The organism is Bradyrhizobium elkanii WSM2783 (assembly GCF_000472865.1).
Lineage (GTDB): Bacteria > Pseudomonadota > Alphaproteobacteria > Rhizobiales > Xanthobacteraceae > Bradyrhizobium > Bradyrhizobium elkanii_A.
Genome location: NZ_AXAP01000051.1, coordinates 32,922 through 59,379 on the forward strand (window position 1 = coordinate 32,922; position 26,458 = coordinate 59,379).

Sequence of the window (26,458 nt, forward strand, 5' to 3'; positions counted from 1 at the left end):
TCTTGCCCCTCACTCCGGATTGTTGAAAGCCATGGCCAAAGCCGTCGCCAAGTCCAAGAAAGCAGCAGAGAAAAGCGCAGCGAAATCAAAGCCATCCGCCCCGGCCCGCAAGGCCGCCCCGGCGGCGCGAAAGGCGCTGAAGAAGAGCGCGCCAAAGGTGGCGGCAAAAGCTCCCGCCAAGGCTCCTGTTGCCAAGGCTCCTGTTAAGGCTGCTGCTAAGGCCCCCGCCAAGCCGGTGGCAAAATCCGTGACGAAAGCGCCGGCGTCAAAGCCTGCCGCGGCGGCGATCAAGCCCAACAAATGGGTCTTCACCTTCGGCGACGGCAAGGCCGAGGGCAAAGCCGAGATGCGTAATCTGCTCGGCGGCAAGGGCGCCAACCTCGCCGAGATGGCCAATCTGGGCCTGCCGGTGCCGCCCGGCTTCACGATCCCGACCTCGGTCTGCACCTATTTCTACGAGCACGAGAAGACCTATCCGAAGGAGCTGAAGGCGCAGGTCGAGAAGGCGCTCGATTATGTCGGCAAGCTGACTGGCAAGATCTTCGGGGACGCCAAGAACCCGCTTTTGGTCTCGGTCCGTTCCGGCGCGCGGGCCTCGATGCCGGGCATGATGGACACCGTGCTCAATCTCGGGTTGAACGACCAGACCGTGGAGGCGCTGGCCGATCTCTCCGGCGACCGCCGCTTTGCCTATGACAGCTACCGCCGCTTCATCACGATGTATTCGGACGTGGTGCTCGGCTTCGAGCACCATCACTTCGAAGACATCCTCGACACCTTCAAGGACAGCCAGGGCTATTCGCTGGACACCGACCTCACCGGCGACGACTGGGTCGAGCTGGTCGGCAAGTACAAGGAAGCGGTGGAGCGCGAGACCGGCCATCCGTTCCCGCAGGATCCGCACGACCAGCTATGGGGCGCGATCGGCGCGGTGTTCTCCTCGTGGATGAACGCGCGCGCGGTCACCTACCGCAAGCTGCACGACATTCCGGAGTCCTGGGGTACTGCCGTCAATGTGCAGGCGATGGTGTTTGGCAATATGGGCGAGACGTCGGCGACCGGCGTCGCCTTCACCCGCAATCCCTCGACCGGCGAGAGCAAGCTCTACGGCGAATTCCTGATCAACGCGCAGGGCGAGGACGTCGTGGCCGGCATCCGCACGCCGCAGGACATCACCGAGTACGCGCGTCAGGAGAGCGGCTCCGACAAGCCCTCGATGGAAACCGCGATGCCCGACGCTTTCAAGGAGCTGACGCGGATCTACACGCTGCTCGAAAAGCACTACCGCGACATGCAGGACATGGAGTTCACGGTCGAAGAGGGCAAGCTGTGGATGCTGCAGACCCGCGGCGGCAAGCGCACCGCGAAGGCGGCGCTGCGCATCGCCGTCGAGCTCGCCAATGAGGGCCTGATCTCGAAAGAAGATGCGGTGACGCGGATCGATCCGGCCTCGCTCGATCAATTGCTGCACCCGACCATCGATCCGGCGGCGACGCGCGATATCATCTGCACCGGCCTGCCGGCTTCGCCGGGTGCGGCGTCCGGCGAGATCGTGTTCTCCTCCGACGAAGCTGCCAAGTTGCAGGCTGACGGCCGCAAGGTCATTCTCGTCCGTGTCGAGACCAGCCCGGAAGACATCCACGGCATGCACGCGGCCGAGGGCATCCTGACCACCCGCGGCGGCATGACCTCGCATGCCGCGGTGGTGGCGCGCGGCATGGGCAAGCCCTGCGTCTCCGGCTGCGGCGCCATCCGCGTCGACTATGGCCGCGGCACGATGAGCGTGGGCTCGCGCACCTTCAAGGCGGGCGACGTCATCACCATCGATGGCGGCATCGGCCAGGTGCTGGCCGGGCGCATGCCGATGATCGAGCCGGAGCTGTCGGGGGAGTTCGGCACGCTGATGGGTTGGGCCGATGCCGTCCGCAAGCTCGGCGTTCGCGTCAACGGCGACACCCCTGATGATGCGCGCACCGCGGTGAAGTTCGGCGCCGAGGGCATCGGCCTCTGCCGCACCGAGCACATGTTCTTCGAGGAGACGCGCATCCGCACGGTGCGCGAGATGATCCTGTCGGAAGACGAGCAATCGCGCCGCGCCGCGCTGTCGAAGCTGTTGCCGATGCAGCGCGCCGACTTCGTCGAGCTGTTCGAGATCATGAAGGGCCTCCCCGTCACGATCCGCCTGCTCGATCCGCCGCTGCACGAGTTCCTGCCGCACACCCAGGCCGAGATCGAGGAAGTCGCGCGCGCGATGAACACCGATCCGCGCCGGCTTGCCGATCGCGCCCGCGAACTCGCCGAGTTCAACCCGATGCTCGGCTTCCGCGGCTGCCGTCTTGCGATCGCCTATCCCGAAATCGCCGAGATGCAGGCGCGCGCGATCTTCGAGGCGGCGGTCGAAGCCGGCAAGCGCACCGGCAAGGCCGTCGGGCTCGAGGTGATGGTGCCGCTGATCGCCACCAAGGCCGAGTTCGACCTGGTGAAGGCGCGGATCGACGCCACCGCGCATGCGGTGACGAAGGAGACCGGCGCCAAGCTGACCTACCAGGTCGGCACCATGATCGAGCTACCGCGCGCCTGCCTGATGGCCGGCAAGGTCGCCGAGACCGCCGAGTTCTTCTCCTTCGGCACCAACGACCTGACCCAGACCACTTACGGCATCAGCCGCGATGACGCCGCGAGCTTCCTCGGCACTTACATCGCCAAGGGTATCCTCGAGATCGATCCCTTCATCTCGGTCGATCGCGACGGCGTCGGCGAGCTGGTCAGGATCGGCGTGGAGCGCGGCCGCAAGACGCGTCCCAACCTGAAGGTCGGCATCTGCGGCGAGCACGGCGGCGATCCCGCTTCCGTCGCGTTCTGCCACGAGGTCGGGCTCGACTATGTCTCGTGCTCGCCCTATCGCGTGCCGATCGCGCGTCTGGCCGCAGCGCAAGCGGCCCTCGGCAAGGCGATCGCGAGCCAGGCGTGACGCTCAGCGCCCGCTGACAACTAAGAGCATCTCGTCATGCCCGGGCTTGTCCCGGGCATCGACGTTTTGGACGCGCAGAAGGACCTGGATGGCCGGGACAGGCCCGGCCATGACGACGGTCGCGGGAATGGAGCGCGGCAACGCGCGCTGCCAAGGGAAAACGCATTACAGGCGTAACCCAACTTTCCGCGTGCTGAAATCGAACTGTAACCCGCGCTCACAATCCTGTGCCAGTAGAGTGAGGTTGGTATGGGATGCTTCAGATTGTTTGTGCGTATTCAATTGAGATCAGCGCAGCGACGGCGCGATGGCGGGCGAGCGTCAGGATTGGGGCCTGATGGGAAGTGACCCTTCTATCCCGGCTGCTTGTGCTGGTGGCTGTCGCTCTGCTGCCGGCAATAGCGATCCAAGCGTATAATGAATTCGACCTGCGTCGTGCGCGCCAAATCGAGGTGCAGAACCAGGCGCTCAATCTGGCTGAACTAGCCGCCGCGGAGCAACGGCAGATCGTTCAGGGAATTCATCAGGTCCTGATCACGCTGTCGGAGCTTCCGTCGATCAGGGCGAAGGACAGCGAGTCATGCAATGCCTATATGGGCGCGATCAAGCAGCGATTCCCGGCTTTTCTCACCCTTGTCGTCACCGATTTGAACGGCGTCACGTTCTGCACTCCCGACAATAATCGCAAGCCGGTCGATGTCTCGGGCAGGGCCTATTTCGCAAACTTGCGGAAAACCGGCGCATTCTCCGTCGGCGAGTTCTCGCTGGGCCTGTCATCGGGTCGAAAGGCCATCCAGTTTGCGTTGCCCTTCTACGAACAGGACGGGCAGATGGGGGGTGCCATCATCGCAACCCTCAGCCTGGATTGGCTCGCCGACTACATTGCGCGAAAGGGCGCTCCGGCGGGAGCTGCGCTCGGAATCATGGACCGCAATGGGAGGTATCTTGCCCGTTATCCCGACAACGCGCACTTTGTCGGGCGGACCCTGAGCGAAGGGCATGAACCACACCTCGAGAAATCGGGTGCGGCCGACACCACTGAGCTGGACGGCGTGGAGCGGATCGTCGGCTATGCAGCCCTCCCGGATAGTTCCGGAGGCCTCCTCATCAGCTTCGGCCTGGACAAGGACCAGGCATTCACCGCAATCCAGCACGGCACGCAGCGCGGCGTCTTCCTGATCATCCTCAGTACCGCGCTGGTGCTGATCCTGACATCCTTGGGCGCCCGTCGGTTCATCCGTCGCCCGCTTGGGCAATTGGTCGACGCTGCCAACCGATGGCGGCTCGGCGATTTTACCCGGCGGGTCGATATCCATGGCACTTCCGAAATCGCGCGGGTGGCCGATGCATTCAACACCATGGCCGATGCGCTGGAACACCGCGAGCAGGAATTGTCCGACGCGAGGAAGAAAGCGGAGGAAGCCGCGGCCCGGATCACGATGATCTTCGAGAGCACCACCGACAGCGTGCTGATCATCGATCAGGACTGGCGCCTCACCTATCTCAACGGACCCGCCTGGACAGACCTTGCGGAAGGGCAGGATGTCAGGGGCCTGACGTTGTCGGAAGCATTTCCGGACGCCGACGACCTCGATATCACCAACCAGATCCTGGAGGTGACGTCGACGCAGCGACCGGCATTCCTCGAAGTGTTCTGCACGCGCCGACAAGTCTGGTACGCGGTCAATGCGTTTCCCTCCAGCCAGGGTCTTGCGATCTTTCTCCGCGACATCACCGATCACAAGCATGCGGTGGAGGCGCGCCGGCTGATCGAGGAGCAATTCCACCAGAGCCAGAAGATGGAGTCGGTCGGTCAGCTCACCGGCGGTATCGCGCACGACTTCAACAATCTGCTCACGGTGGTCGCGAACAGCCTCGACCTCATCGAGGATGCCGCCGACATCGGCAAGGTCCGGCAGTATGCCGCGGCGGCGCGTCGCGCCACCCAGCGAGGCGAGAAGCTGACGTCGCAGCTTCTCGCCTTCTCGCGGCGCCAGATACTGAATCCAAAACTGGTCAACGCGAACCAACTCATTGCCGAATTCCAGGGTCTGATCCAGCAAGCGGTCGGGGGAGGCTGCGAGGTCAGGCTGCGGACCGACGAGCAATTGTGGCTGTGCCATGTCGATCCTTCATCGCTGGAAACCGCTCTCCTCAATCTTGCACTGAATGGGCGCGACGCGATGCCGGACGGCGGCGTGCTCGAGATCGAGACGCGGAATGTCGAACTGGAGCAGGGGGCCGTGGACGAGTGTCGGGCCGGACAGTATGTCAGGCTGGCGGTCACGGATTCCGGCTGCGGGATGCCGCCCGAAGTGCGCGAAAGGATCTTCGAGCCTTTCTTCACGACCAAGGAAGTCGGCAAGGGGACCGGGCTCGGCCTCAGCATGGTCTACGGCTTCGTTCGACAGTCCGGTGGGCACGTCACTGTCGAAAGCACGCCGGGAGCAGGGACTACGGTCGCGCTGTACCTGCCCAAGGCCGACAAGGCGCCGGAGGCGCCGGTGCAGGAACGGAAGCCGCGAGCCATACCAGGAGGTTCGGAGCGGATCCTCGTCGTCGACGACAATGAGGATCTGCTCGAGGTCACCGCGGCGATGTTGAACTCGTTCGGCTACGAAGTTGTCTGCGCCCGCAACGGGCTTGAGGCCCTGAAGACGTTGAGGAGCGACGGGCACTTCGCGCTCCTGTTCAGCGACATCGTGATGCCGAGCGGCATGAATGGCATCGAGCTGGCGCGCGAAGCGAAGCGGCTGTGCAAGGACATCAAGATCCTGCTCACCTCCGGTTATGCCGGCGATGCATTGGAACGGCATCACGCCGTGGACGAGTTTCCGATCATCGAGAAACCCTTCCATGTCGCGGACCTTGCCCGACGCCTGCAGACACTGCTGCATGAAGATTAGAGCGTGATCCGATCAGGCTGAATCTCAGCTGCTGGACAATTGAGTCAGAGCCCACCCCATGTCATTGCGAGCGGAGCGAAGCAATCCATGCCTCCACTCGGCGAGAGATGGATTGCTTCGCTCCGCTCGCAATGACCGAGGTTGAAGCTTCACGCGCGAAGACTTTATTCACCCTCTTCGTTGACCTCACGTTTACCATTTTCGTCCGCAAGGCATTTACCAATGCATGCGATGCGTCGCGCAAAATCTCTGCGATCTCTTGTGTGTAGCGGACAAGCCACGTCGATTAACTCGGCGGCAACCTAAATTCGATACCAACAAATTTGGTCGAATTGCACGGAAGCACTGCGTTCGGTCGTTGTAAGCGTTGCGTGAGCGTATCGATGTTAGTGTTGCGTAACCATCCGAAGGGCGCACGGTTCGCGCTCTTCGGACTCGGTCTTAGCATCTTCGCATTGATGCCGGCCGAGATCGGATATCAGGACATCGCGTCACTGCTTGCCCGCCAGCCCGGGGTCGCAGAGCGCTGGCAGACGCGCATGTTCTCCGCCATGGGCACGATCCAGGTCGCCGCCTACAGTTTCGGCCGACCGATCGGAACGTCCTCGCCGCAAGTTGCGACCTATCGGCTGGCGCGGCTCGACAGCCAGGGCGGCGATCTCACCGGTTCCATCACCCGCAATCCGATCGTCGCGCAGCCGCCGCGCTATGTCGCCTCCGATTTCCCCAAGGTCGATCGCACGCTGAAGGGCGATCGCCTCGCCGTCGCGCCCCCGGCTGAAGCTGCGCCCAGCGAGTCCGTGCCGGCAAGCGAAGATCCATCGACCTCGAACTCCTCCGTCCGGGGCATGAAGACCGCTGCGCGCGCGCCCGCCGAGCTCGATCCGGAATTGCAGGACGCGCTGAACGCGCCGCCATTGCCGCAATATGCGCCGTCGCAGCCGTCGGCACCGACGGCCGCTCCCGAGACGGCGCCTCCGGCGCGCGATGCGTTCTCGCTCCAGACTTCGAGCCTGTTCTTCGGCTCGTCGCTCGGAGCACCCGAGACAATGGAGCGCTGGCAGCCGGGTGAGGAGCCGACGATCGTCGTGCCCGATGCGGCGCTGGATCCGGACATGAAGGCGATGGCCTCGCTTCCGGTCGATGCCGACGGCCCGGTGCGCGCCGGCGACATGGGCGAGAGCATCGCGCCGAAGGGCGAGGTCAATGCCGACGACCAGCACGCCAAGACGCCGGCCGAGCGGCTCGGCCTGTTCGACGAGAAATCGCGCGCCAAATCCGAAAAGTGTCTCGCCGAAGCCGTCTATTTCGAAGCGAGAGGCGAGGCGGTGCGTGGCCAGATCGCGGTGGCGCAGGTGGTGTTGAACCGCGCCTTCTCCGGCAAATATCCGACCACCGTCTGCGGGGTGGTCTACCAGAACAAGTATCGCCACTTCGCCTGCCAGTTCACCTTCGCCTGCGATAACGTCCGCGACGTGATCCGCGAGCCTGACATGTGGGATCGCGCGAAAAAGATCGCCAAGGCGATGCTCGATGGCCGGCTCTGGCTGCCCGAGGTCGACAAGTCGACGCACTATCACGCCTATTGGGTGCGCCCGTCCTGGGTCAGCGAGATGAAGAAGACGTACAAGTTCGGCGTCCACACCTTCTATCGCCCGCGCGCCTGGGGCGATGGCAGCGACGCGCCGAGCTGGGGAAACCCGGCCGAGACCGCGGAGATCTCGGCAGAACTCGCCGAGGCCGCGCGAAGCTCCGCCGAGCAGGCCAGCGCGAAACGCTAGCTTCCCGAGCGATAGGCCTCCGCCGGGACGACGAAGTCGTCATTGCGAGCGGAGCGAAGCAATCCATGCCCTCCCGCGCGGCACTATGGATTGCTTCGCTCCGCTCGCGGGGGGAGAGAGTTCGCATCATTTTGCAGGGCTGCCCTGCGTTGAAATTTTTTTCTCCGGCCCCCTTGGGCTTTTCATGCAGATGCATTAACTCCCAGTAACCTTTCGTCCGGCGGGTCGGACCGCCCATGATGCTGCATGCAGGGGGAATTGATGGCTGTGACCACCGGCGACCTTCAGCCTTCCTCCGGCGCCGATAGTTGGCGCACGCCGCTGATCATCATCATCTGCGGCTGCGCCATCGCGCTGCTCAGCTTTGGGCCGCGCTCGGCGCTCGGGTTTTTCGTGCAGCCGATGAGCCGTGAATTCTCCTGGGGCCGCGACGTCTTCGGCCTCGCGTTGGCGCTGCAGAACCTGCTGTGGGGACTGGGCCAGCCGATCGCAGGCGCGATCGCGGATCGCTTCGGCATCATGCGCGTGATGATCGTGGGCGCGCTGCTCTATGCCGCCGGCCTCTACATGATGCGTTATTCGACAACGTCGCTGTCGCTCGACATCGGCGCCGGCGTCCTGATCGGCTTCGGCCTGTCCGGCTCCTCGTTCAACCTGGTGCTGTCGGCGTTCAGCAAATTGCTGCCGCCGGAAAAGCGCGGCCTCGCGCTCGGCGCCGGCACCGCGGCGGGCTCGTTCGGTCAGTTCCTGTTCGCGCCCTTCGGCGTGGCGATGATCGACAATTTCGGCTGGCAGACTGCGCTGACTGTGTTCGCCGCGCTGATGCTTTTGATCCTGCCGCTGTCGCTTGCGATCGCAACGCCGCCAGCGGAGACGACCAACGCGCCGGCCGCCGACCAGCAGTCGTTCAAGACGGCGCTGGCGGAAGCGTTCGGCCATCGCTCCTATGTGCTGCTGGTGCTCGGCTTCTTCACCTGCGGTTTCCAACTCGCCTTCATCACCGTGCACCTGCCGGCCTATCTCGTCGACCGCGGCATTCCGACCTCGACCGGCGGCTGGGTGATCGCGGCGATCGGCCTGTTCAACATCATGGGCTCGCTCGGCGTCGGCTGGCTGCAGAACTTCTTCCCCAAGCGCTACATCCTCTCAGTGATCTACTTCACCCGCGCGCTGGCAACCGTCGCCTTCATCTCGTTCCCGATCACGACGTTCTCCGCAGTCGCCTTCGGCGCGGTCTCTGGCCTGACCTGGCTGTCGACGGTGCCGCCGACCTCGGCGCTCGTAGCGCTGATGTTCGGCACGCGCTGGTTCGCCACGCTCTACGGCTTCGCCTTCGTCAGCCATCAGGTCGGCGGGTTCCTGGGCGTCTGGCTCGGCGGCATCGTGTTCGAGCAGTATGGTTCCTACACGCCGATCTGGTGGCTCTCGATCCTGTTCGGTGTGCTGTCGGCGCTGATCAACCTGCCGATCGTGGAGGCCCCAGTGTCGCGCCCGGTTGCGCAGCCGGCCTGATGCGATAAACAGAATCCCGCAAAAATCCGTCGTCATGCCCGGGCTTGTCCCGGGCATCCACGTCTTTAAGGTCGAGAGAGACCCAAGCGCGTGGATGGCCGGGTCAAGCCCGGCCATGACGGGAGACATGATCAACGCAAGTACGGGAGGGTCCATCATGGCGACGTTCAAGGCGATCAGGATCGACAAGGCGGACAAGGGAACGACCGCCGCGCTCACGCAATTCGACGACGCGGAATTGATGGATGGCGACGTCACCGTCCGCGTCGAATGGTCGACGCTGAACTACAAGGACGGCCTGGCGCTGACCGGCAAGGCGCCGGTGGTGCGGCGCTTCCCGATGATCGCCGGCATCGATCTCGCCGGCACTGTCGAGCAGTCCTCCCATCCCGACTGGAAGGCCGGCGACAAGGTCGTCTGCAACGGCTGGGGCATGGGCGAGACCCATCTCGGCGCCTATGCCGAAAAGGCGCGCGTCAAGGGCGACTGGCTGGTGCGGCTGCCTGACGGGATCTCGGCGCGCGACGCCATGGCGATCGGCACCGCAGGCTATACCGCAATGCTCTCGGTTCTGGCGCTGGAGGACCACGGGGTGACACCCAAGAGCGGCCCGATCGTGGTGACGGGGGCGGCCGGCGGGGTCGGCTCGGTTGCGACAGCCGTGCTGTCCAAGCTCGGCTATCACGTGATCGCCTCCACCGGACGGCAAGCGGAGGCGGCCTACCTCAAGAGCCTCGGCGCCGCCGAGGTGATCGATCGCGGTGAGTTGACCGTCCCGGTCAAGCCGCTGGCGAAAGAGCGCTGGGCCGGCGGCGTCGACAGCGTCGGATCGACCACGCTCGCCAACATGCTCTCGATGACCAGGTACGGCGGCGCTGTCGCCGCGTGCGGGCTTGCGGCCGGCATGGACCTGCCTTCCTCGGTCGCTCCGTTCATTTTGCGGGGAGTGTGCCTTATCGGCATCGATTCGGTGATGTGCCCGATCGAACGGCGCAAGCGCGCCTGGAGCCGCCTCGCCAGCGATTTGGACAAGGCAAAACTCGCTGATATAACTCATGAAATCGGCCTGGACGAAGCGATCTCCTATGGCCCGAAAATCCTCGCGGGCGAGGTCCGCGGCCGGATCGTGGTAAAAATAGTCTGACGGCGTTCAGAATTTACCAACCAAGCTGCTCCAATGTTGCCTTGGTTGGTATGGTAAGCAGCGGGTAAAGGCGGTGTGCCCGCGCTGGGTAAGTGGAGTGGCTCATGCTTGCGCGTCTGGTATTGGGGACGGTCGTGGCCGGCGCGATGGCCGCGCCTGCGTTGGCGGGATCGATGAGCGCCGAAGAGGCCAGGCGATTTGTCGCCGGCAAGGTATTCGCCTTCACCTGCTTTGACGGCACCCGCGGCGCGGGGCGTATCCTCGACGACATGGGCGCCGCCGGCTCGATCCAGTTCTCCGGCTCCGGCCCGATTCGCCATGTCAGGTTGCCGGGCAACACGCTGCAGGTTCGCGGTCAGGCCGTCTGCGCCTCGCTGAAAGGCCTTCCGTTCGAGCCCTGCTTCAACCTCGACAAGCGCGACGATCGCTCGTTCCGCGGCTCGGTGTCGGGCATGGGCTTTGCCTATTGCGACTTCCATCACCAGGGCGGCAAGCAGATGCTGCTGGCGCGCGCGGTGGCGCGCCCGCGCTCGCTGCGTGCGACCCGCTCGGCCGACGCCTCGCGCGCCGAAGTGTCCGCGCGCGTCGAGACGCCGCCTGTCGAGCGCACCAGGCTCGAGCCGGTGAAGCCAGAATCGGCGCAACCGGAAGGCGCGGCGGAATTGCGCCGTTCGACCGATTAGCTGGAATCACCGTCCCGCCGACTTGGTTTGATCGAGGCGACAACGTGGCGGCGAAGACCCGTAATGATACGGGCTCGCGAATTCATGGCTTGGTAGCGTCTAATCCCCTAATCTCCACCAGGACGGCCGGGGGTGGGCGCAACAACCGAGTTCCACATGCCGCAATATTTCTTCAGGATCAGCCATGGTCGCTTCGCGGGCGCGTCCGATCAGGGGTCCGAATTCGAAAGCCGTGAGGCCGCATGGGCCGAGATGACCAAGGTCAGCGGCAATCTTCTCGGCAGCATCGCACGCAGCCTCAAGCAGGACGCCGAGTGGCAGATGGAGCTGATCGACGAGAGCAAGAAGCCCGTGTTCAGAATCCGCCTGATCGCGGAGTCGATTGGTTAGAACTGACTTTTGTTTGATTCGGTGCGGCCGCGGTGTTCACCTCTCCCATAGGGAGAGGCATAGGCCGCCTTCGGCGGCCGTTATTAAGACACGCCGAAGCGTAGCTTCGGCTACGGCGCAGCGCCGGGTGAGGGGTGATAGTCCCTCGACGGAGCTCTTCCCCCTCACCCGGATCGCATTCCGCTGCGCTGCATGCGATCCGACCTCTCCCCGATGGGGAGAGGTAAGGTACTTCCGATCTGATCTCATCGCACTTTAGCTTGGCCGCGCGAATCGTTGCGCCATAGCCAGACCCAGAGCGGGCGGGTGCGTCCGCGGATGAGCGTCTCGCGTGGGCCGGTGAGCGTGCCGCTCTCGAACAAGGCGGAGGCGGGGCCGGCCCGTTGCAAGAGGTCGTCGCTGAGCGCGAGTGGCGTGCCTTCCTTGGCCGCAACCTCCATCAGACGGCTCGCCACGTTCACGGTATCGCCGGTCGCGGTGATGTGCTGATAGCTGCCGCCGAGCCGCGAGGCGACGATCGGCCCGTAATGCGCGCCCACTTTGAAGCCGATCCGCGGCGCCATCGTTCCCGGCAACGAATTGATCCATTGCGCGACGCGGTCGCAGAGCGTGACTGCGCAGTGCGCGGCCTTGCGCGCATCGTCTTCGGTCGCTTCCGGCAGGCCGAACAGGATCATGGCGCCGTCGCCGAGGAAGCTCGTGATGATCCCGCTGTGCGACTCGACCTCCTCGTCGACGAGGGTGTGAAAATCTTTCAGCAGCGCAAGCCCCGCGTCGATATCGAGCGTCTCGCTCAATGCCGTGAAGCCCGACAAGTCGATGAAGATCACCGCCGCATCCTGGTGCCGCGGCTCCAGCAGGAACGCCGGATTGGCGGTCAGCCATCTGTTGAGCGCCGGCGCCTGGAATTGCTGCAGCAGGTCGCTCTTGACCGCGAAATAGTGCGCCTGCCGCCGATTGAGCCAAAGCTGGATCGACCCGAACAGGATTGCCGGCGGCGCGGCGGCGGCAATCGGCAATGCGGCGCTGAGCCAGATGCCGCGCGAAAATGCGATGTAGTTCATCACAGCCCAGATCGTCACCAGCGCTGCGATCGAGAGCAGGCCGGCCGCGCTGCGCCGCCACGCCAATAGGCTGACCACTGCAAGCGCCAACGCCACTGAAAGGATCGCATCAGTCAGGCGTGTCGACCGATCGCGCAGGATGCCGCCGCCGGTCATGAGATGATCGATCGCTGTTGCGACGATCTCGACACCCGGCATCACCGGATCGAACGGCGTCGGAAATACGTCGCCGCCGCCGGTCACCGTCGCACCGATGACGACGATGCGGTCGCGGATGGCCGCTTGCGCGACGTCGCCATCCAGCACCGAAGCGGCACTTGCCGTCGGCACCGTGCCGCGCGGGCCGTAATAGACGAGCGGCAGCACGTGATCGATGTCGGTCGGGATGGTCTGACCCGCGAGGCGAACGCTGTCCGCCTCGATCACCGGATCCTGGCCTGCGGCCAGCGCTGCGACGCGCAACGGAAACGACAATTCGACCTTGTCGCTGGTGCGGACCAGCAAGGGAATGCCGCGCGGCGTACCCGACTTGTCGGTGGTCAGGTTGACGACGCCGACCGCTGCATGTTCCGCGAACGCTGGCAATGGCCGCAGGAATCTCTCCGCCCGCGGCAGCCGCGCGAGCGCGCTCTTGTCATCCGCCTCCAGCATCTGGATCGCATCGGGAAACACGGCGGCAGCGGCAATGGCGGAAGGGCGCTTTGCGAGCGCTTGCGCCAGCGCCGCATCGCCGCCGTCCTTGCCCTGGTCAAGGAGCAAGAGATCGACTGCGATCGCGCGCGGTGCGTAGCTCCCAACCTTCTCGATGATCGCGGCGAGGTCGGCGCGCGGCAGCGGATAGCCGCCTCGCTTGGCGACCGTCTCATCGTCGATGGCAACGATCGTGACGAGATCGGGCGCCGCGCGCTCACCGCGTGCCGATAGGCGCAGGTCGGTCAGCGCGCCTTCGGCGCGATCGAGGAATTGAACGTCACCGTTCCAGTAGCCTATTCCCAGCGCGGCCGCCCAGACGAGTGAGAGCAGAAGCGCGATCGATGTTTGAGGGATCCGGCCGCTCACCAAGGATCATTGCCCGAGGCGCGCGAGCAGCGCATCGACGCGCGGCTGCCCCCAGCGCTTGACCGTCAGCGGCTCGTTTCCCGGATCGACGTCGACGCCTTCGCCCGGACCAAGCACCACCTGGTTTCCGCCCCGTGGCCGGCGCACCGCGACCCGGCCCTGCAGCACGAGCACTGATGTCCTCGCCTCCTGCACATCGACCGCCCATTTGGTCCCGCGCACGGCGGCAATCGCTTGTGGCGTGTTGACGCGAAAGCGATTCTTGCTGCGCATTCTGGCGTCGTCGAGCAGCAGTGCCTTGCTCTGCAGATCGACTGCCGTGGCGCTGCCATCGTGGCCTTGCAGCGTAAACCTCGCGCCGTCCTCCGCGACGATGATCAGGCCGTCGTGGCAGACCAGGATCTGCGTTCCTCGCGCGCCCGCCTGCGACGGACAAGTCGCGGCCATCGTCTGCGCTGCCGCAGGCTGGATCGCAAGTGTTGCGCAGATGATCGCCAAGCTCGCCAGCCGCGCGAGTGCTCCCGCAATGTCTCGGTGCAAAACGCTCCCCTCGTTAAAATGGTCAGTCGCTGCAATATAGCTCTTTGAAGCGCACACTATGTCTAGAAAATGTCTGCCCGGGTGCAGTGCAATGGCGCGAGCCGACGCGACAACTCGTCATGCACAAAGTCATGCACAAAGTCGCGTCACAGGGGCGTGATGTCAGGCGCGCCGCGAGGCAGGCGCGCGGGCGTGATAAAGAACCTGCCGATTTATCCCGTCTGCCCTCGGTCAGTCCGGCGTGAACAGCGCCTTGCCGCGATTCCTCTGCGCCGCCGACACGGCTTCGGGGATTTGCGAAAAACGGTAGGTACCTTCGACCGGCGCGCTGATCGCGCCCGAGGCCACCAGCGGCGCCAGGTGTTCGTACATCGCGCTGACGTGCGCGGCGGTGGCGCTGTTGAACCAGTTGGCGAGCCAGAAGCCGCGCATCGCGATGTCGCGGAAGATGAAGGGCTGTGCCGGACCGACGAAGGGCTTGCCGCTGATTGCGCTGTAGAACACCAGCACGCCCTTCGGCGCCAGGCACGTAATCAGATTCATCGTCGCGGTATCGGCGACGCCATCGATGGCGAGTGCGATCGGCGCACCGGCGGTCTCGGCGGCGACGCGCTTGTTGAGGTCGGGTCCGTCGACCAGCACGACGTCGCCGCCGCTCGCCTTGAGATCAGCCACGACTTCCTCGCGTCTAACGATATTGACCGTCTTCAATCCAAGCGATTTCGCGATCCCGATCACCGCGCGGCCGACGCCGGAATTGGCTGCGTTCTGGATCACCCACGCGCCGGGAGCCAATGTGGCGAACTCGGTGAGCAGCAGGTAAGCCGTTGCGGGATTGATGCCGAGCATCGCCAGTTGCAGCGGATCGCCGTCGGGAAGCGCCCGCAGCCTGCTGGCGTCGGCCTTGATGCGCTCTGCCCAGGCCGGCGAGGGATAGGGGATGAGAGTGCGGTCGCCCTGCTTCAGGTGCTTGACGCCACGACCGACCGCCACGACGCGGCCGACACCCTCCGTTCCGACGATGCTCGGCAGCTTCGGGCGGTAGCCGTAGCGGCCCGAGATCATCAGGAGGTCGCTCATGTTGATGGGCGACGCCTCCAGCGCGATCACGACTTCGCCGTCGCCGGGAGCGCCGACATCGGGGACGTCGACGAGCCTCATAACCTCGGCGGGATTGCCGAATGCTTCGATCTGGATCGCCTTCATGGCAATGGTCTCCGCTGTTATGTACTTATGAGTACATAATGAGCGGCCAAAGTCAAACAAGGAGGCGCATGATCTGATCGAGTGTGGCGCGAACGCTGGCCGCGCTCGGCTTGTCCTTGGCCAGAACCATCAACCCGATATAGACCGCCATGATCGTGTGCGCGGCGGCATCGGGATCGAAACCGGCGCCAAACTGCGCGCGATCGGCGCGAAGCCTATCTCGCAGCAAATGCTCGAGTTTCCGGTTGAAAGCTTCGATCCTGGTGCGCACGTCCTTCTGTTCGGCAATGCCGTCGGCCGACGCGTTGATCGACAGGCAGCCGCGGCTTCCCTTGGCGCCCGAACAGCGTGGAATAAAGGCTGCGAGCCAGCGCTCGATCGCCTCGCGTGCAGATGATCCCTCGTTGATCACCTTTTCGGCATGCGCAACGATACGCGTGTGGTAGCGATCGAGCACCGTCAGGAACAGCGCGTTCTTGTCGCCAAAGGCGGCATAGAGGCTCGGCTTGGCGAGGCCCGTCGCTGCAGTGATGTCGTCGAGCGACGTGCCCTGAAAACCCTTCTGCCAGAACACGTCGCGCGCAACGTCCAGCACTTCATCGGGATCGAAACTGCGCGGTCTTGCCATGCCGCCTATCTACGCGTTGGCACGAGCTTCGCCAAGCTCATCCCACGCCAGCGACCGGGGGTGGTGCCGTTTGTCGCCGGAACAGGATGCGCTGGTAGAACCAGCCGATCGCGACCAGCACCACGCCGAGGCACATGAAGGACAGCGCGCGGTAGACGCCCGTGAGCTGCGACATGTCGATTACGAACGCCTTGACGATGGTCAGCGCGATGACGGCGGCAGAGGCCATCCGCGCACGCTGCGAGCCAACGACGATGCCGATCCCGAGCAGCACGACGCCGAACGCCAGCCAGGCAATCGAATAGGTGTATTGCTCGGCGCCCGTGGTCGGGCCGTGCGACAGCACGGGGCCGTGGTAGAGCCGGCGGATTTCGAAGCTGACATAGGTGAGCGCGAGGATCAGCGCGCCGGCCGCGAGCGTGTTGCCATAGGCGGCCGGGCGCCGTCCCGCCACCGCATAGGACAACAGCAGCGCCAGCACCGCCGGCAGGGCATAGCCGAGCAGGAGCAGGTTGATGAAGCTGCCGCCGACATCGATCGGCCACAGGATGGGCGTCTCCAGCAGCATCAGGCCGAAGACGGCGGCAAGACCGGCGAACACGGTCAGCAGCACCGCGCCGATATTGTGCACGATGCTGGCCGTGCGGACGCGCAGACGCTCGAGCCCGATCGCCATCGCCAGCGCCGTGCAGACCTGTAGCGCGACCTCGGTGAGGCCGGCGCTGTTGCGGTAAACGTCGCCGCCGTTGACGGCGTGACGGATCTCCATAAAGGCGAGCAGGACCGTGAACAGGATCGCGGCCGATTCCACGGCGCGGAGCGGCGCGTCGTCGCCATGGCGGCGCAGGAAGATGCTGGCTGCCCAGAACGAGGCCGCGGGAATGCCGTAGCCCCACAACAGCCAGTTGAAGATCGGCGTGCTGCCGACGGCATCGCCGACGATACGCGGTTCATAGCCGATGCGCAGCACCACGATGCCGGCGAGGATCGCAGCAAGCGTGCGCAGGAAGGCGATCGGCCGCTGCAGAGAAATCCAGGCGGTGCCGAGCGACATCAGCGCCAACGCGATCGTGAGCCAGCCTTTTTCCAGCGCGAATGTGAGCGCGAGCGCCAGTGCGGCGAGCGTGCCGGTCGCAAACAGCGCGATCGAGGCGGAGTGTCCGGGCCGGTCCTCGCGCCTGGTCAGGAATTCGGTGGCGGCGGCGAAGGCCGCGGCGAGCAGTACGGCGAGAATTGCGAACGGAATCGAACGGTCGAGCTGCGCGATCCGGGCGTAGAGCGCGATCAACAGCGCCAGCGGTGTGAAGGTGGCGGCCGCCGCCCACTGCACGGTGATTGCAGTCGTTGCGAAGCGGCGCTGCGCGAGGAAACCGCTCACGCCGAACATGCCGGCGAAGATCGCCGCCGTGGTCAGGTGCAGCGAGACCGAGCCGTCGGTGGCGTTCGGCCCGATGCCGGGCAGGGGGCCGCCGGGCAGCACCAGCATGTCCGGATTGCCGCGCACCGCCCATTCGGCGAACACGACGAACACAAACAGCGCGGCGGCGCCGATCGCGGCAGTGGCCGCCGGCGTCCGCCAGGCAACGAGGAGGCTGCCGGCGACCAGGAGGCCGAAGCTGATCATCGCGGGATCGGCGTGAAAGCTGTTCAGCACGATCAGCAGCGCGCCGAACAGATAGGCGATCAGCGAGCTCGACGAGATCGGCTCGACCTGTTCGCCCTCCGCCTCCGGACCGAACATGAAGCCGCAGACGACCAAGAGCGCGGCGAGGATGAATCCCGCGACGACATGGAAGGCATGCGGCCCGATCATCGACGGCCCGCATTGCAGGCAGGGGAAGGTCCAGAGCAGCGCGAACAGCACCGTGGTAACGGCAAGCCAGCGCCACAGCCGGATGCGAGCGAGGCCGAACGATGCCGCGGTGACGATCGCCAGATAGATGTAGAGCGCCCAGAAATCCGGCTTTTCGGATGACACGAGGATCGGCGTGGCAAAAGCGCCGACGACACCGAGCCCGGCCAGCGCCGGCCCGTGCAGCAGCGCCGCGGCGAGCGTGCCGAGCGCGACCAGTCCGAGTAGCACGAAGGCGGTGGCCGGCGCGAGGAAGTCGTAGAGCGCGTAGGCTGCGTAGACGGTCGCGAATGCCACAGCCGTTCCGGCGGCGGTGAGGATCGCCGGGATATTGGCTGATAGCAGCGGCGCGATGGTGGAAATGCTTTCCTTGCGCCGCGTCCATTCGCCGGCGCCGAGCAGCGCCAGCGCGAACAGGCCGCCGAGCATGGTGCGCACGCCGGGCCCGAGCAGGCCGGCTTCGATCGAATAGCGCACCATGAAGAAACCGCCGAGCGCCAGCGTCAGGCCGCCGAGCCACACCACCCATCGGGTGCCGATGGTCTCTTCGAAGCCGGGTTGTGTCGGTGGCGGAGGCGGTGGCGCAGGCGGCGCGCCGGTTGGCGCGTCCGGTTCTGCAGCCTGCTCGGCCTTGGCAGGTGCGGCCTGGATGGCCTCTGGCGGTAATGGAGGAGGCGTGACCGCAGCCGGCGGCGAGGTCGCACGCGTCGGCTCAGGCTCGTGCTCGGGGACGAGTGGCGGCGGCGATGCCGGCCGTATTGCCGCGGCATTCGCACCTTCGAGGGCCTCCAGCCGCATGCGCAATGCGGCCACTTCGTTCATTGATTTCAGCGCAAAAGCAAATGCGACGATCGCAATGACAAAAACAATGAACTCGAGCATCAGGCCTCCGGGCCGGCGCGCAAGGGGCGTAACCAATCACGTCCGCGGTCGTCGCAATCCATTGAGTGGAGGTTGGCCCGCAAAAAGTTCAATCATCAAAGCGGCATTTCCGCGCGACTCACTCGAGGTCGACCCGGAACGGCTGGTTTTCGACGCTCATCGCGCCGGGTCCGATCTCGTCGAGTGCGCGGACCATCCGGCCCTCCCGCCCGAGCGCCTTGTCGGCGAGGCTCACCATCAGCCGGTTCGGCGACGCGATCGGGGAGGCGGCGCGGATCTTGCGCGCGATCTCGGCCTCGTCGCGATGCGGATTGAGCGCGCAGGCGGCAGCGAAGGCGCTCGCGGTCGAGCGGCTGATGCCGGCGTAGCAGTGCACGACCATCGGCGCGCTACGATCCCAGCCCCGCACGAAGTTCAGGACCTGTTCGATGTGCCGTTCCGACGGTGCGATGAAGCCGTCCATCACTTCGGTGATGTCGTCGACCTGCACGCGCAGATGGTTGACCTCGAGCACGGAGGCCGGGCGCTGCACCTGGGCGACATTGGCCATCACGGTGAGGACGTGGCTGGCGCTGGTCAGTCTTACGGTTTCGGGAAGCAGGGCAAGCGAGCAGACGTGAAGCATCATGGTCCTTCGGCAACGTGACTGGCCTCAATTATAGCCGCTGCCGCAGGGTGGGCAAAGCCACCCTTCGCGATGCCAGTTATCGCGCCCTCGCCCCTTGTGGGAGAGGGCCGCTCCGGCATGGCCACGAACTCACTTGGGTGAGGGTTCTCTCCACGCGCACGATCGCCCGTGGAGGCAACCCCTCATCCGGCGCTTCGCGCCACCTTCTCCCACAAGGGGAGAAGGGAAGAAGATCACGCCGCCACCGCTTGGAAGCGTTCGAGGAACCGTTTCTCGGCTTTTGCTGCGGTCCAGGGCGTGAGATAGTCGCGCTCGGTCGCCTCGGGCAGTGCGGGATCGCGGCCGAACAGGCGCTTGGCTTCGGCTTCCGAAAATCCCGCCAGACGCGTTGCTTCGAGATAGGCGGCGCCGCGGTCGGCGGCCTTGATCTGCTGGGTGATCTCGTCCGCCAGCGTTGCCGGCAGGCCGAAGCGGATGTGGATCGCGGAGAGCAGGCGCTTCTCTACCGTCTTGTAGTCGCCGCCGAGCACCGCCTTGAATGGCGAGATCATGTCGCCGATGACATATTCCGGCGCATCGTGCAGCAGCGCCGCGCGCCGCACACCGACATCGACGCGCGGCATCTGCTGGCGCATCACCGCCTCGACCAGAAGCGTATGCTGCGCGACCGAGAAGATATGCGCGCCGCTGGTCTGCCCGTTCCAGCGTGCGACGCGGGCGAGCCCGTGGGCGATGTCGGCGATCTCGATGTCGAGCGGCGACGGGTCGAGCAGATCGAGCCGTCGCCCGGACAGCATGCGCTGCCAGGCCCGCGCGTCCTGCTTCGGCGCCGGTGATCTTCCGGTCATTTCACTTTGAAGCGCGGGCTGCGATGCTTGCCGCCGCAGGCCTCGTGGCAGAAGCAGGTCACGAGATGATCATTGACGATGCCGGTCGCCTGCATGAAGGCGTAGACGATGGTCGGGCCGACGAACTTGAAGCCGCGCGAGGCCAGCTCTTTCGAGACCTTGATCGACAGCGGCGTCGAGGCCGGCACGCTCGCCGTGGTCTTGAACTCGTTGACCTTGGGACGGCCGTCGACGAAATCCCACAGGAATTTCGAGAAGCCCGGGCCATCTTCCATGATCTTCAGATAGGACTTCGCGCTCGCGATCGTGCCCTCGATCTTGGCCCGGTTGCGCACGATGCCGGCATCGTTCATCAGCGCATGGACCTTCTTGGCGTTGTAGCGCGCGATCTTCTCGGGCTGGAAATCGTCGAAGGCTTTACGGAAATTGTCGCGCTTGCGCAGGATCGTGATCCAGGAGAGGCCGGCCTGGAAGCCGTCGAGAATCAGCTTTTCGTAAAGCGCGCGGTCGTCATATTCCGGCACGCCCCATTCCTCGTCGTGGTAGGCGACGTAAAACGGGTCTTCGCCCGGCCACGGACAGCGAATCTTGCCGTCGGGATGCAGTTGCGCAGTGCGGCTCATGCGACGGTCTTTTTCGGTGCGGCGCGCACAACATCGGGCTCGGCAAGCTTCAGACCAAGGCCGCCGGCGGAGAGCGAAAGCCCGGCATCGAGTGCATCTGCGACGCGGTCGGTGCGGATCAGCGCCAGGCCGTTCTGTCCCGCGGCCGAGCCCATGGTGCCGACCTGCTTGTCGCCGGCGACGATGGTGGCGCCCGGTTCGGGCGCCAGATCGTCCAGGATGATCTTGACAGTGCGCGTGCGCGCGGTGCCGCGATGCTGCATCCGCGACACGACTTCCTGGCCGACATAGCAGCCCTTGTCGAAATCGACGCCGCTCAGCCGGTCCATGTTGGTCTCGTGCGGGAACGCGTCGCCATAGCTGAAGTCGAGCCCGCCGCGCGGGATGCCGCTCACAATGCGATGCGCCTCATAGGCGGCGCTGTCGACGAGGTCGGCGCCGATGAGACCTGCGACCTTGGCTTTCAAATCTTCGGGCACCACGATGCGGAAACCCAGCGCGCCGCTGCGCGGATCGGCGAAGCAGAGGTCGGGCTTCATCGCGGGCTCACCGTCCCAGGCGGCCAGTACGCCGAGCCCGTCGGAAAGATTCTCGACCGCAACCTTTGCGCGCAGCTTGTAGAAGCGGAGCTTGTCGGTCAGCGCCTGCGCAAGCGCGCGCGGCACATCGATCAGGAAGCCGCCGCCATGGCCCGCCGGCGCCTCCGTGATCAGGAAATCGACGATGATCTTGCCCTGCGGGGTCAGCAGCGCGCCGAACCGGCCTATGCCCGGCGCAAGATCGGTCAGGTCTGACGTGACGAGGCCGTTGAGGAAGTTGCGGGCGTCCTCGCCCGTCACCTTGACCACGCCTCGATCGGGTAGAAATGCTGCTTTCATGCGCCTTGTTCGGCCCTTTTCCAAGGTTCCTTTGGGAAACGGAGCTGACGGATATCCCCTGCCAAGTTAAGGCGCTAAACTGTGCCGAACAAGGCCCGGCAGGCAGCTTGAACACGGGCGCGAGGAACGATGAATCAGCGTTTTGACACCATTCTAAAATCCGGCACCGTGGTCAATCAGGATGGCGAGGGCATTCGCGACATCGGCATCAGGAATGGCCGTATTGCCGAGATCGGCGGCCTGAACTGCGATTCCGCCGACGAGGTGATCGACTGCAAGGGCCTGCACGTCCTGCCCGGGGTGATGGACACCCAGGTGCATTTCCGCGAGCCCGGTCCGACCCACAAGGAAGATCTCGAGACCGGATCGCGGAGCGCGGTGCTGGGCGGCGTCACGGCGGTGTTCGAGATGCCGAACACCGATCCACTGACGGTGACGGAGGCGGCCTTCACCGACAAGGTGAAGCGCGCCCATCACCGCATGCACTGCGATTTCGCCTTCTTCATCGGCGGCACCCGCGAGAATGTGCAGGACCTGCCGGAGCTCGAGCGCGCGCCGGGCTGCGCCGGCGTCAAGGTGTTCATCGGCTCCTCCACCGGCACGCTGCTGGTCGAGGACGACGAGAGCCTGCGCCGCATCTTCAACGTGATCCGCCGCCGCGCTGCGTTCCATGCCGAGGACGAATATCGCCTCAACGACCGCAAATCGCTCAGGATCGAGGGCGATCCGCGCTCGCATCCGGTCTGGCGCGACGAAGTCGCCGCGCTGATGGCGACACAGCGGCTGGTCAAGCTCGCGCATGAGACCGGCAAGCGCATCCACGTGCTGCACATCTCGACCAAGCAGGAGATCGATTTCCTGCGCGACCACAAGGATGTCGCTTCCTGCGAGGCGACGCCGCATCACCTCACCATGGCGGCGCCGGAATGCTACGAGCGGCTCGGTACCCACGCGCAGATGAATCCGCCGGTGCGCTCGGCCGACCATCGCGAGCGGATCTGGTACGGCATCGAGCAGGGCATCATCGACGTGCTCGGCTCCGACCACGCCCCGCATACGCTGGAAGAGAAGGCGAAGACCTATCCGGCCTCGCCCTCCGGCATGACCGGCGTGCAGACGCTGGTGCCCCTGATGCTCGATCACATCAACGCCGGCCGGCTGTCGCTGGCGCGTTTCGTCGACCTCACCAGCGCGGGCCCGGCGCGGCTGTTCAACATCGCCTGCAAGGGCCGCATCGCGGCCGGCTATGACGCCGATTTCACCGTCGTCGATCTCAAGCGCAGCGAGACCATCACCAACCAGTGGATCGCCTCGCGCGCGGGCTGGACACCCTATGATGGGATGCGCGTCACCGGCTGGCCGGTCGGCACGTTCATCCGTGGCAAGCGGGTGATGTGGCAGGGCGAAGTGGTGACGCCGTCGCTGGGCGAGCCGGTGCGGTTTTTGGAGACGTTGAGGGTGTAGTCCCCGTCGTCATGCCCGCGCAGGCGGGCATCCAGTACGCCGCGGCCTCTCGGCTCGAGCACGACCGTCTCTGGAATACTGGATCACCCGCTTTCGCGGGTGATGATGCGACTGAATGAGGGGACTTACTGCCGCGCCAGTATCAGCGAGAATTCGCCGTTGCGCACGCGCGCCGGCAGTCCCTCGACGAACTTCGCCACCGCTTCCTCGCCATAGGTGCCGACCAGTTCGGCCAGCGCGGCGAACAGGCTCGCCTGTGCGAGGCAGTCGCCGTCGATGCCGTCATGGCGCGCTTCGGCCCAGGCCTCGTTGAGGTAGGAGAGCGCGGCCTGCTTCTGCTCGTGGTCAGGCAGGGGATCGCGGGCAATCTGGAACGCTGGAATGCGCATGAAACTCACAGGCAATGTCGGCGCGATTCACGGCGAATCACGTCATGCACAAAGCTGTAGCACGCAGATTGGGCACGCCTAGGCCACTTCTTTAGGAAGGGTTAATGGCGGCAACCAAGGTCAATCGAACGTCTATTCGCTCAGTCAGTTAGCATAGCGCGCGGTCAGGTCGCGCGAGATCTTCGAGCCTTCCTCGACATAGCGTCGGATCGCCACGACCGCTGCCGGCGTGCAGCTTCGGTAGGTCTGCTGGAAACCGTTATAGCCGCGGTTGAAGCCCGCGATCATGCGGGCGCGGCGGTCGCCGGAGGGGGTTTCGGCGTCGATCAGCGCCTGCATCTCGTTGCGCCATTTGGCGCCTTCGTTGCTGCCGCAGATGCCGCGCAGATAATGCAGGGTGCCGAGGATCTCGGCGAGCCGCTGCAGATCGCCGTCAAACGGCGCCGCGGCATCCTCTGCCCGGCCGGGCGAGAGATTGCACGCCGTGACGACGATGAGGGCGGCCAGGAGAACTTTCGACATGGCAGCGTCATATGCCTGTGGATTGTGCTGCAGGCAAGGCGCGGGATCTCTCGCGCCAGAGGGCTTCAAATCAGCCGCCGGGCGGCCTGAATCACCTCCTGCAGGCCACCGGTGACCTTGAGATCGCCGATCGCATCGGGCTCGAGCCATTTGAAATCGTCGTGTTCGTCATTCAGGTGGGGTTCCCCCGCCACCCATCGCGCCGCGAACGACATGATCAGATAGTGCCCGTTAGCCGTCGGCCCGGGCAGCACCTCGCGCCAGCCGGCCAGCGCCACGATGTCGATCTTGAGCCCTGTCTCCTCGTCGACCTCCCGGTGCAGTGCCGTATGCAGGTATTCGCCGAATTCGACCCGGCCGCCCGGCAGCGAGTAGAAGCCCTTGCCCGGCGAGCGGGCGCGGCGGACCAGAAGCACCTTGCCGTCGCGAAAAATCGCGCCGGAAACGGCAAGCTGTGGACGGGCAGGCTGGGCGGGGGAAGTCAAGAGGCGATCCAAAACCGGCGAAACCGGCGTCGATCATGCCCGATTGGCGGGCGAAGGTCTAATCCATGGGGCTCGTCATGCCCGGGCTTGACCCGGGCATCCACGCCTTCCTTCGCGGCTGGAAGGACGTGGATGGCCGGGACAAGCCCGGCCATGACGGCGAGAGTGATATTTGTACCCGGCCCAGCTACTCGCTCGCCATGATCCGTTCGATGTCGGCTTCAGTGCCGCCGTTGATGATGCCGCCGGCGAGGGCGACCAGCGGCTTGACCCAGATCGTGGCCTGCTCGGCTAGCTTGGCACGGGTCTTGTCCTGGCGCACCTTGCCCATCGCGGCGCTTACCGCCGTCAATATCGAGGTCATCGTGTTCGTGATGTTGTCGAATTCGGCGCGGGTCGGGGGATCAGCCGATTCGTAGGCTTCGATTGCGAGGTCGCGCGCCCTGAAGTTGGAGGCCGTGAAATGCTCGGCATAGGTCAGTGGGTGCCAGCTCAGGAAATCCTCGGCGCATTCCGGCATATCCGGAATCATCTCGAGCAGCATGATGGCTTCGTTGAAGTGATTGAGGTAATCGGTGGCAAGCCCGGTGCGCGGATTGATGTTGGCGGCGCGCAACGCCGCAGCGCGGGCCTCGTCCGGGCCCGCCGGTCGCGGTGTCGGGCGATCGGATTGTGCTGCTGTTGAGCCCATGGCGTTCATCATGCCCAATGTTTGACAGGGGCGGTTAAAAGGTCCTGAACGAGTACTTATTTTTCCCGGATTATGTGCGGACGCTTCGTTATCACCTCGCCGCCGGAGGCGATCAGGCTGCTCTTCGGCTATGCCGAGCAGCCCAACTTCCCCCCGCGGCACAATATTGCGCCGACCCAACCCGTTCCCGTGGTGATCCTGGAGAACGGCGGCCGGCATTTCCGGCTGATGCGCTGGGCGCTGGTACCCGCCTGGGTCAAGGATCCCCGTCAGGTCGGGCTCTTGTTCAACGCCCGCTCGGAGACGGTGCTGCAGAAGCCCGCCTTCAAGAACGCGATCCGGCGCCGCCGCTCGCTGATCCCGGCTGACGGCTATTATGAATGGCACGACGAGGGCGGCCGCAAGCGGCCCTATTTCATCTATCGCCACGACCAGCAGCCGGTCGGTTTCGCCGCGCTGGCGGAGACCTGGGTCGGTCCGAACGGCGAGGAGGTCGATACGGTGGCGATCATCACCGCGCCGGCCAGCGCCGATCTGGCGAGATTGCATCACCGCGTGCCCGTGACGATTTCGCCCGACGCCTTCGAGCGCTGGCTCGATTGCCGCAACGACGAGGTCTCGCTGGCGATGCCGCTCTTGAAGGGCCCGGCGGTCGGCGAATTCGCCTGGCATGAGGTCTCGACGCGGGTCAACCACGCCGCCAATGACGATGCGCAATTGCTGCTGCCGATCACGGACGAGGAGCGCGCCGCCGAGCCGCAGAAGCCGAAGCGGGCGACACCGCGCAAGCCATCGTCGCCGGTGGAAGACGACGGGCAGGGGAGCTTGTTTTAGGGAATCGTAGCGTGGGCAAAGCGCGCAACCTTCCCTTCTCCCCTTGTGGGAGAAGGTGGCGCGCATGCAATGCGCGACGGATGAGGGGTTGTCTCCGCGGGCGAGGTGCTTGCGGAGAGAAACCCCTCACCCAATCGAGTTCGTTGCCGACTCCGGCGCTGCCCTCTCCCACAAGGGGAGAGGGCACAGTAACTGGCAGCGCGAAGGCATGATCTCGTAGAGCCTGAGAACCAATTCGGTTTTCGGGTAGACGGCATCCGAAGTAGCGGATGTTGAAGACCTCGACGGTGGAGCGGGGCGGGATTTGCGCGCCGCTATGGTTTGGCGCAGCTATGGGTTGGCGAGGCGATGTCCCTGCAGGATGTTGTTGGTGAGGGCGTACCAGAGCACGACGGCTCGGACCTTTTCGATGCCGCGCACCGTCAATTGCCTGAGGTCCCAGTTGCGCCAGCGGGCATGGATGCATTCGCAGATCGAG

22 protein-coding genes and 1 pseudogene are annotated in these 26,458 nt (G+C 64.9%); 9 read left to right on the top strand and 14 right to left on the bottom strand.

Annotated elements, in window-relative coordinates:
* The first annotated feature begins 31 nt into the window (after nucleotides 1–31).
* From ppdK to YY7_RS0132900, 7 genes are all read left to right on the top strand, one after another.
* Nucleotides 32–2,971, top strand: a complete 2,940-nt coding sequence (gene ppdK / locus YY7_RS0132860) for a pyruvate, phosphate dikinase (protein WP_028166908.1) — start codon at nucleotides 32–34, stop codon at nucleotides 2,969–2,971.
* Nucleotides 2,972–3,315: 344 nt separating this feature from the next.
* Nucleotides 3,316–5,877, top strand: coding sequence for an ATP-binding protein (locus YY7_RS0132870; protein WP_028166909.1), 2,562 nt, complete (start codon nucleotides 3,316–3,318; stop codon nucleotides 5,875–5,877).
* Between the two features lie 383 nt (nucleotides 5,878–6,260).
* Complete coding sequence (locus YY7_RS0132880) at nucleotides 6,261–7,658, top strand: cell wall hydrolase (protein WP_035691511.1); 1,398 nt, start codon at nucleotides 6,261–6,263, stop codon at nucleotides 7,656–7,658.
* A gap of 261 nt (nucleotides 7,659–7,919) precedes the next feature.
* Complete coding sequence (locus YY7_RS0132885; protein ID WP_028166911.1) at nucleotides 7,920–9,170, top strand: MFS transporter; 1,251 nt, start codon at nucleotides 7,920–7,922, stop codon at nucleotides 9,168–9,170.
* A gap of 157 nt (nucleotides 9,171–9,327) precedes the next feature.
* Nucleotides 9,328–10,314, top strand: coding sequence for an acrylyl-CoA reductase (NADPH) (acuI, locus tag YY7_RS0132890; RefSeq protein ID WP_028166912.1), 987 nt, complete (start codon nucleotides 9,328–9,330; stop codon nucleotides 10,312–10,314).
* 104 nt (nucleotides 10,315–10,418) lie between these two features.
* Nucleotides 10,419–10,997: a hypothetical protein gene (locus YY7_RS0132895; RefSeq protein ID WP_028166913.1), complete on the top strand. Its 579-nt coding sequence runs from the start codon at nucleotides 10,419–10,421 to the stop codon at nucleotides 10,995–10,997.
* A gap of 156 nt (nucleotides 10,998–11,153) precedes the next feature.
* Entirely contained in the window at nucleotides 11,154–11,387 is a 234-nt protein-coding gene (locus YY7_RS0132900; RefSeq protein WP_028166914.1) for a DUF6894 family protein, read from the top strand.
* A 245-nt stretch (nucleotides 11,388–11,632) separates the two neighbouring features.
* Here YY7_RS0132900 and YY7_RS0132905 read toward each other — a convergent pair whose 3' ends face one another.
* From YY7_RS0132905 to YY7_RS0132945, 9 genes are all read right to left on the bottom strand, one after another.
* Nucleotides 11,633–13,510 carry a CHASE2 domain-containing protein gene (locus YY7_RS0132905; protein WP_028166915.1) on the bottom strand — a complete coding sequence of 626 codons (1,878 nt, stop codon included), beginning with the start codon at nucleotides 13,508–13,510 and terminating at the stop codon, nucleotides 11,633–11,635.
* 6 nt (nucleotides 13,511–13,516) lie between these two features.
* Nucleotides 13,517–14,050, bottom strand: coding sequence for a FecR domain-containing protein (locus YY7_RS0132910; protein WP_028166916.1), 534 nt, complete (start codon nucleotides 14,048–14,050; stop codon nucleotides 13,517–13,519).
* Between the two features lie 231 nt (nucleotides 14,051–14,281).
* The gene (locus tag YY7_RS0132915; RefSeq protein WP_028166917.1) at nucleotides 14,282–15,256 is read right to left on the bottom strand and encodes a zinc-dependent alcohol dehydrogenase family protein; all 975 of its coding nucleotides are present in this window, start codon (nucleotides 15,254–15,256) and stop codon (nucleotides 14,282–14,284) included.
* Between the two features lie 52 nt (nucleotides 15,257–15,308).
* Nucleotides 15,309–15,884 carry a TetR/AcrR family transcriptional regulator gene (locus YY7_RS0132920; RefSeq protein ID WP_028166918.1) on the bottom strand — a complete coding sequence of 192 codons (576 nt, stop codon included), beginning with the start codon at nucleotides 15,882–15,884 and terminating at the stop codon, nucleotides 15,309–15,311.
* Nucleotides 15,885–15,921: 37 nt separating this feature from the next.
* Nucleotides 15,922–18,618 carry a DUF2339 domain-containing protein gene (locus YY7_RS0132925; RefSeq protein WP_028166919.1) on the bottom strand — a complete coding sequence of 899 codons (2,697 nt, stop codon included), beginning with the start codon at nucleotides 18,616–18,618 and terminating at the stop codon, nucleotides 15,922–15,924.
* 118 nt (nucleotides 18,619–18,736) lie between these two features.
* A complete protein-coding gene (locus YY7_RS0132930; protein ID WP_028166920.1) occupies nucleotides 18,737–19,243 on the bottom strand; it encodes a tyrosine phosphatase family protein in 507 nt (168 codons plus the stop codon).
* Nucleotides 19,244–19,479: 236 nt separating this feature from the next.
* A complete protein-coding gene (locus YY7_RS0132935) occupies nucleotides 19,480–20,094 on the bottom strand; it encodes a YfbR-like 5'-deoxynucleotidase (protein ID WP_028166921.1) in 615 nt (204 codons plus the stop codon).
* Nucleotides 20,091–20,717, bottom strand: coding sequence for a DNA-3-methyladenine glycosylase I (locus YY7_RS0132940; protein WP_028166922.1), 627 nt, complete (start codon nucleotides 20,715–20,717; stop codon nucleotides 20,091–20,093). The genes YY7_RS0132935 and YY7_RS0132940 overlap by 4 nt, the downstream gene beginning before the upstream one ends.
* Entirely contained in the window at nucleotides 20,714–21,595 is an 882-nt protein-coding gene (locus tag YY7_RS0132945; protein WP_028166923.1) for a YgfZ/GcvT domain-containing protein, read from the bottom strand. Before YY7_RS0132945 ends, YY7_RS0132940 begins: the two co-directional genes overlap by 4 nt.
* Before the next feature lie 129 nt (nucleotides 21,596–21,724).
* Here YY7_RS0132945 and YY7_RS0132950 point away from each other — a divergent pair, with 129 nt between their 5' ends.
* Nucleotides 21,725–23,059, top strand: a complete 1,335-nt coding sequence (locus tag YY7_RS0132950; protein WP_028166924.1) for a dihydroorotase — start codon at nucleotides 21,725–21,727, stop codon at nucleotides 23,057–23,059.
* A gap of 125 nt (nucleotides 23,060–23,184) precedes the next feature.
* Here the strand turns inward: YY7_RS0132950 and YY7_RS0132955 are convergent, their stop codons facing one another.
* The 4 genes from YY7_RS0132955 to YY7_RS0132970 all read right to left on the bottom strand — a co-directional run bounded on the left by YY7_RS0132955 (nucleotide 23,185) and on the right by YY7_RS0132970 (nucleotide 25,146).
* Nucleotides 23,185–23,448, bottom strand: coding sequence for a hypothetical protein (locus YY7_RS0132955; protein ID WP_028166925.1), 264 nt, complete (start codon nucleotides 23,446–23,448; stop codon nucleotides 23,185–23,187).
* Nucleotides 23,449–23,592: 144 nt separating this feature from the next.
* Nucleotides 23,593–23,970: a TIGR02301 family protein gene (locus YY7_RS0132960; RefSeq protein ID WP_028166926.1), complete on the bottom strand. Its 378-nt coding sequence runs from the start codon at nucleotides 23,968–23,970 to the stop codon at nucleotides 23,593–23,595.
* Between the two features lie 65 nt (nucleotides 23,971–24,035).
* Nucleotides 24,036–24,455 (bottom strand): NUDIX hydrolase, encoded by a 420-nt coding sequence (locus YY7_RS0132965; RefSeq protein WP_028166927.1) that lies wholly within the window; start codon nucleotides 24,453–24,455, stop codon nucleotides 24,036–24,038.
* A gap of 187 nt (nucleotides 24,456–24,642) precedes the next feature.
* Nucleotides 24,643–25,146: a hypothetical protein gene (locus tag YY7_RS0132970; RefSeq protein ID WP_028166928.1), complete on the bottom strand. Its 504-nt coding sequence runs from the start codon at nucleotides 25,144–25,146 to the stop codon at nucleotides 24,643–24,645.
* 72 nt (nucleotides 25,147–25,218) lie between these two features.
* On the opposite strand from YY7_RS0132970, the gene YY7_RS0132975 reads away from it, so the two are divergent.
* Entirely contained in the window at nucleotides 25,219–25,980 is a 762-nt protein-coding gene (locus YY7_RS0132975; protein ID WP_028166929.1) for an SOS response-associated peptidase, read from the top strand.
* A gap of 330 nt (nucleotides 25,981–26,310) precedes the next feature.
* Here the strand turns inward: YY7_RS0132975 and YY7_RS60850 are convergent.
* A pseudogene (locus YY7_RS60850) lies at nucleotides 26,311–26,458 on the bottom strand (IS5/IS1182 family transposase); the annotation flags it as partial.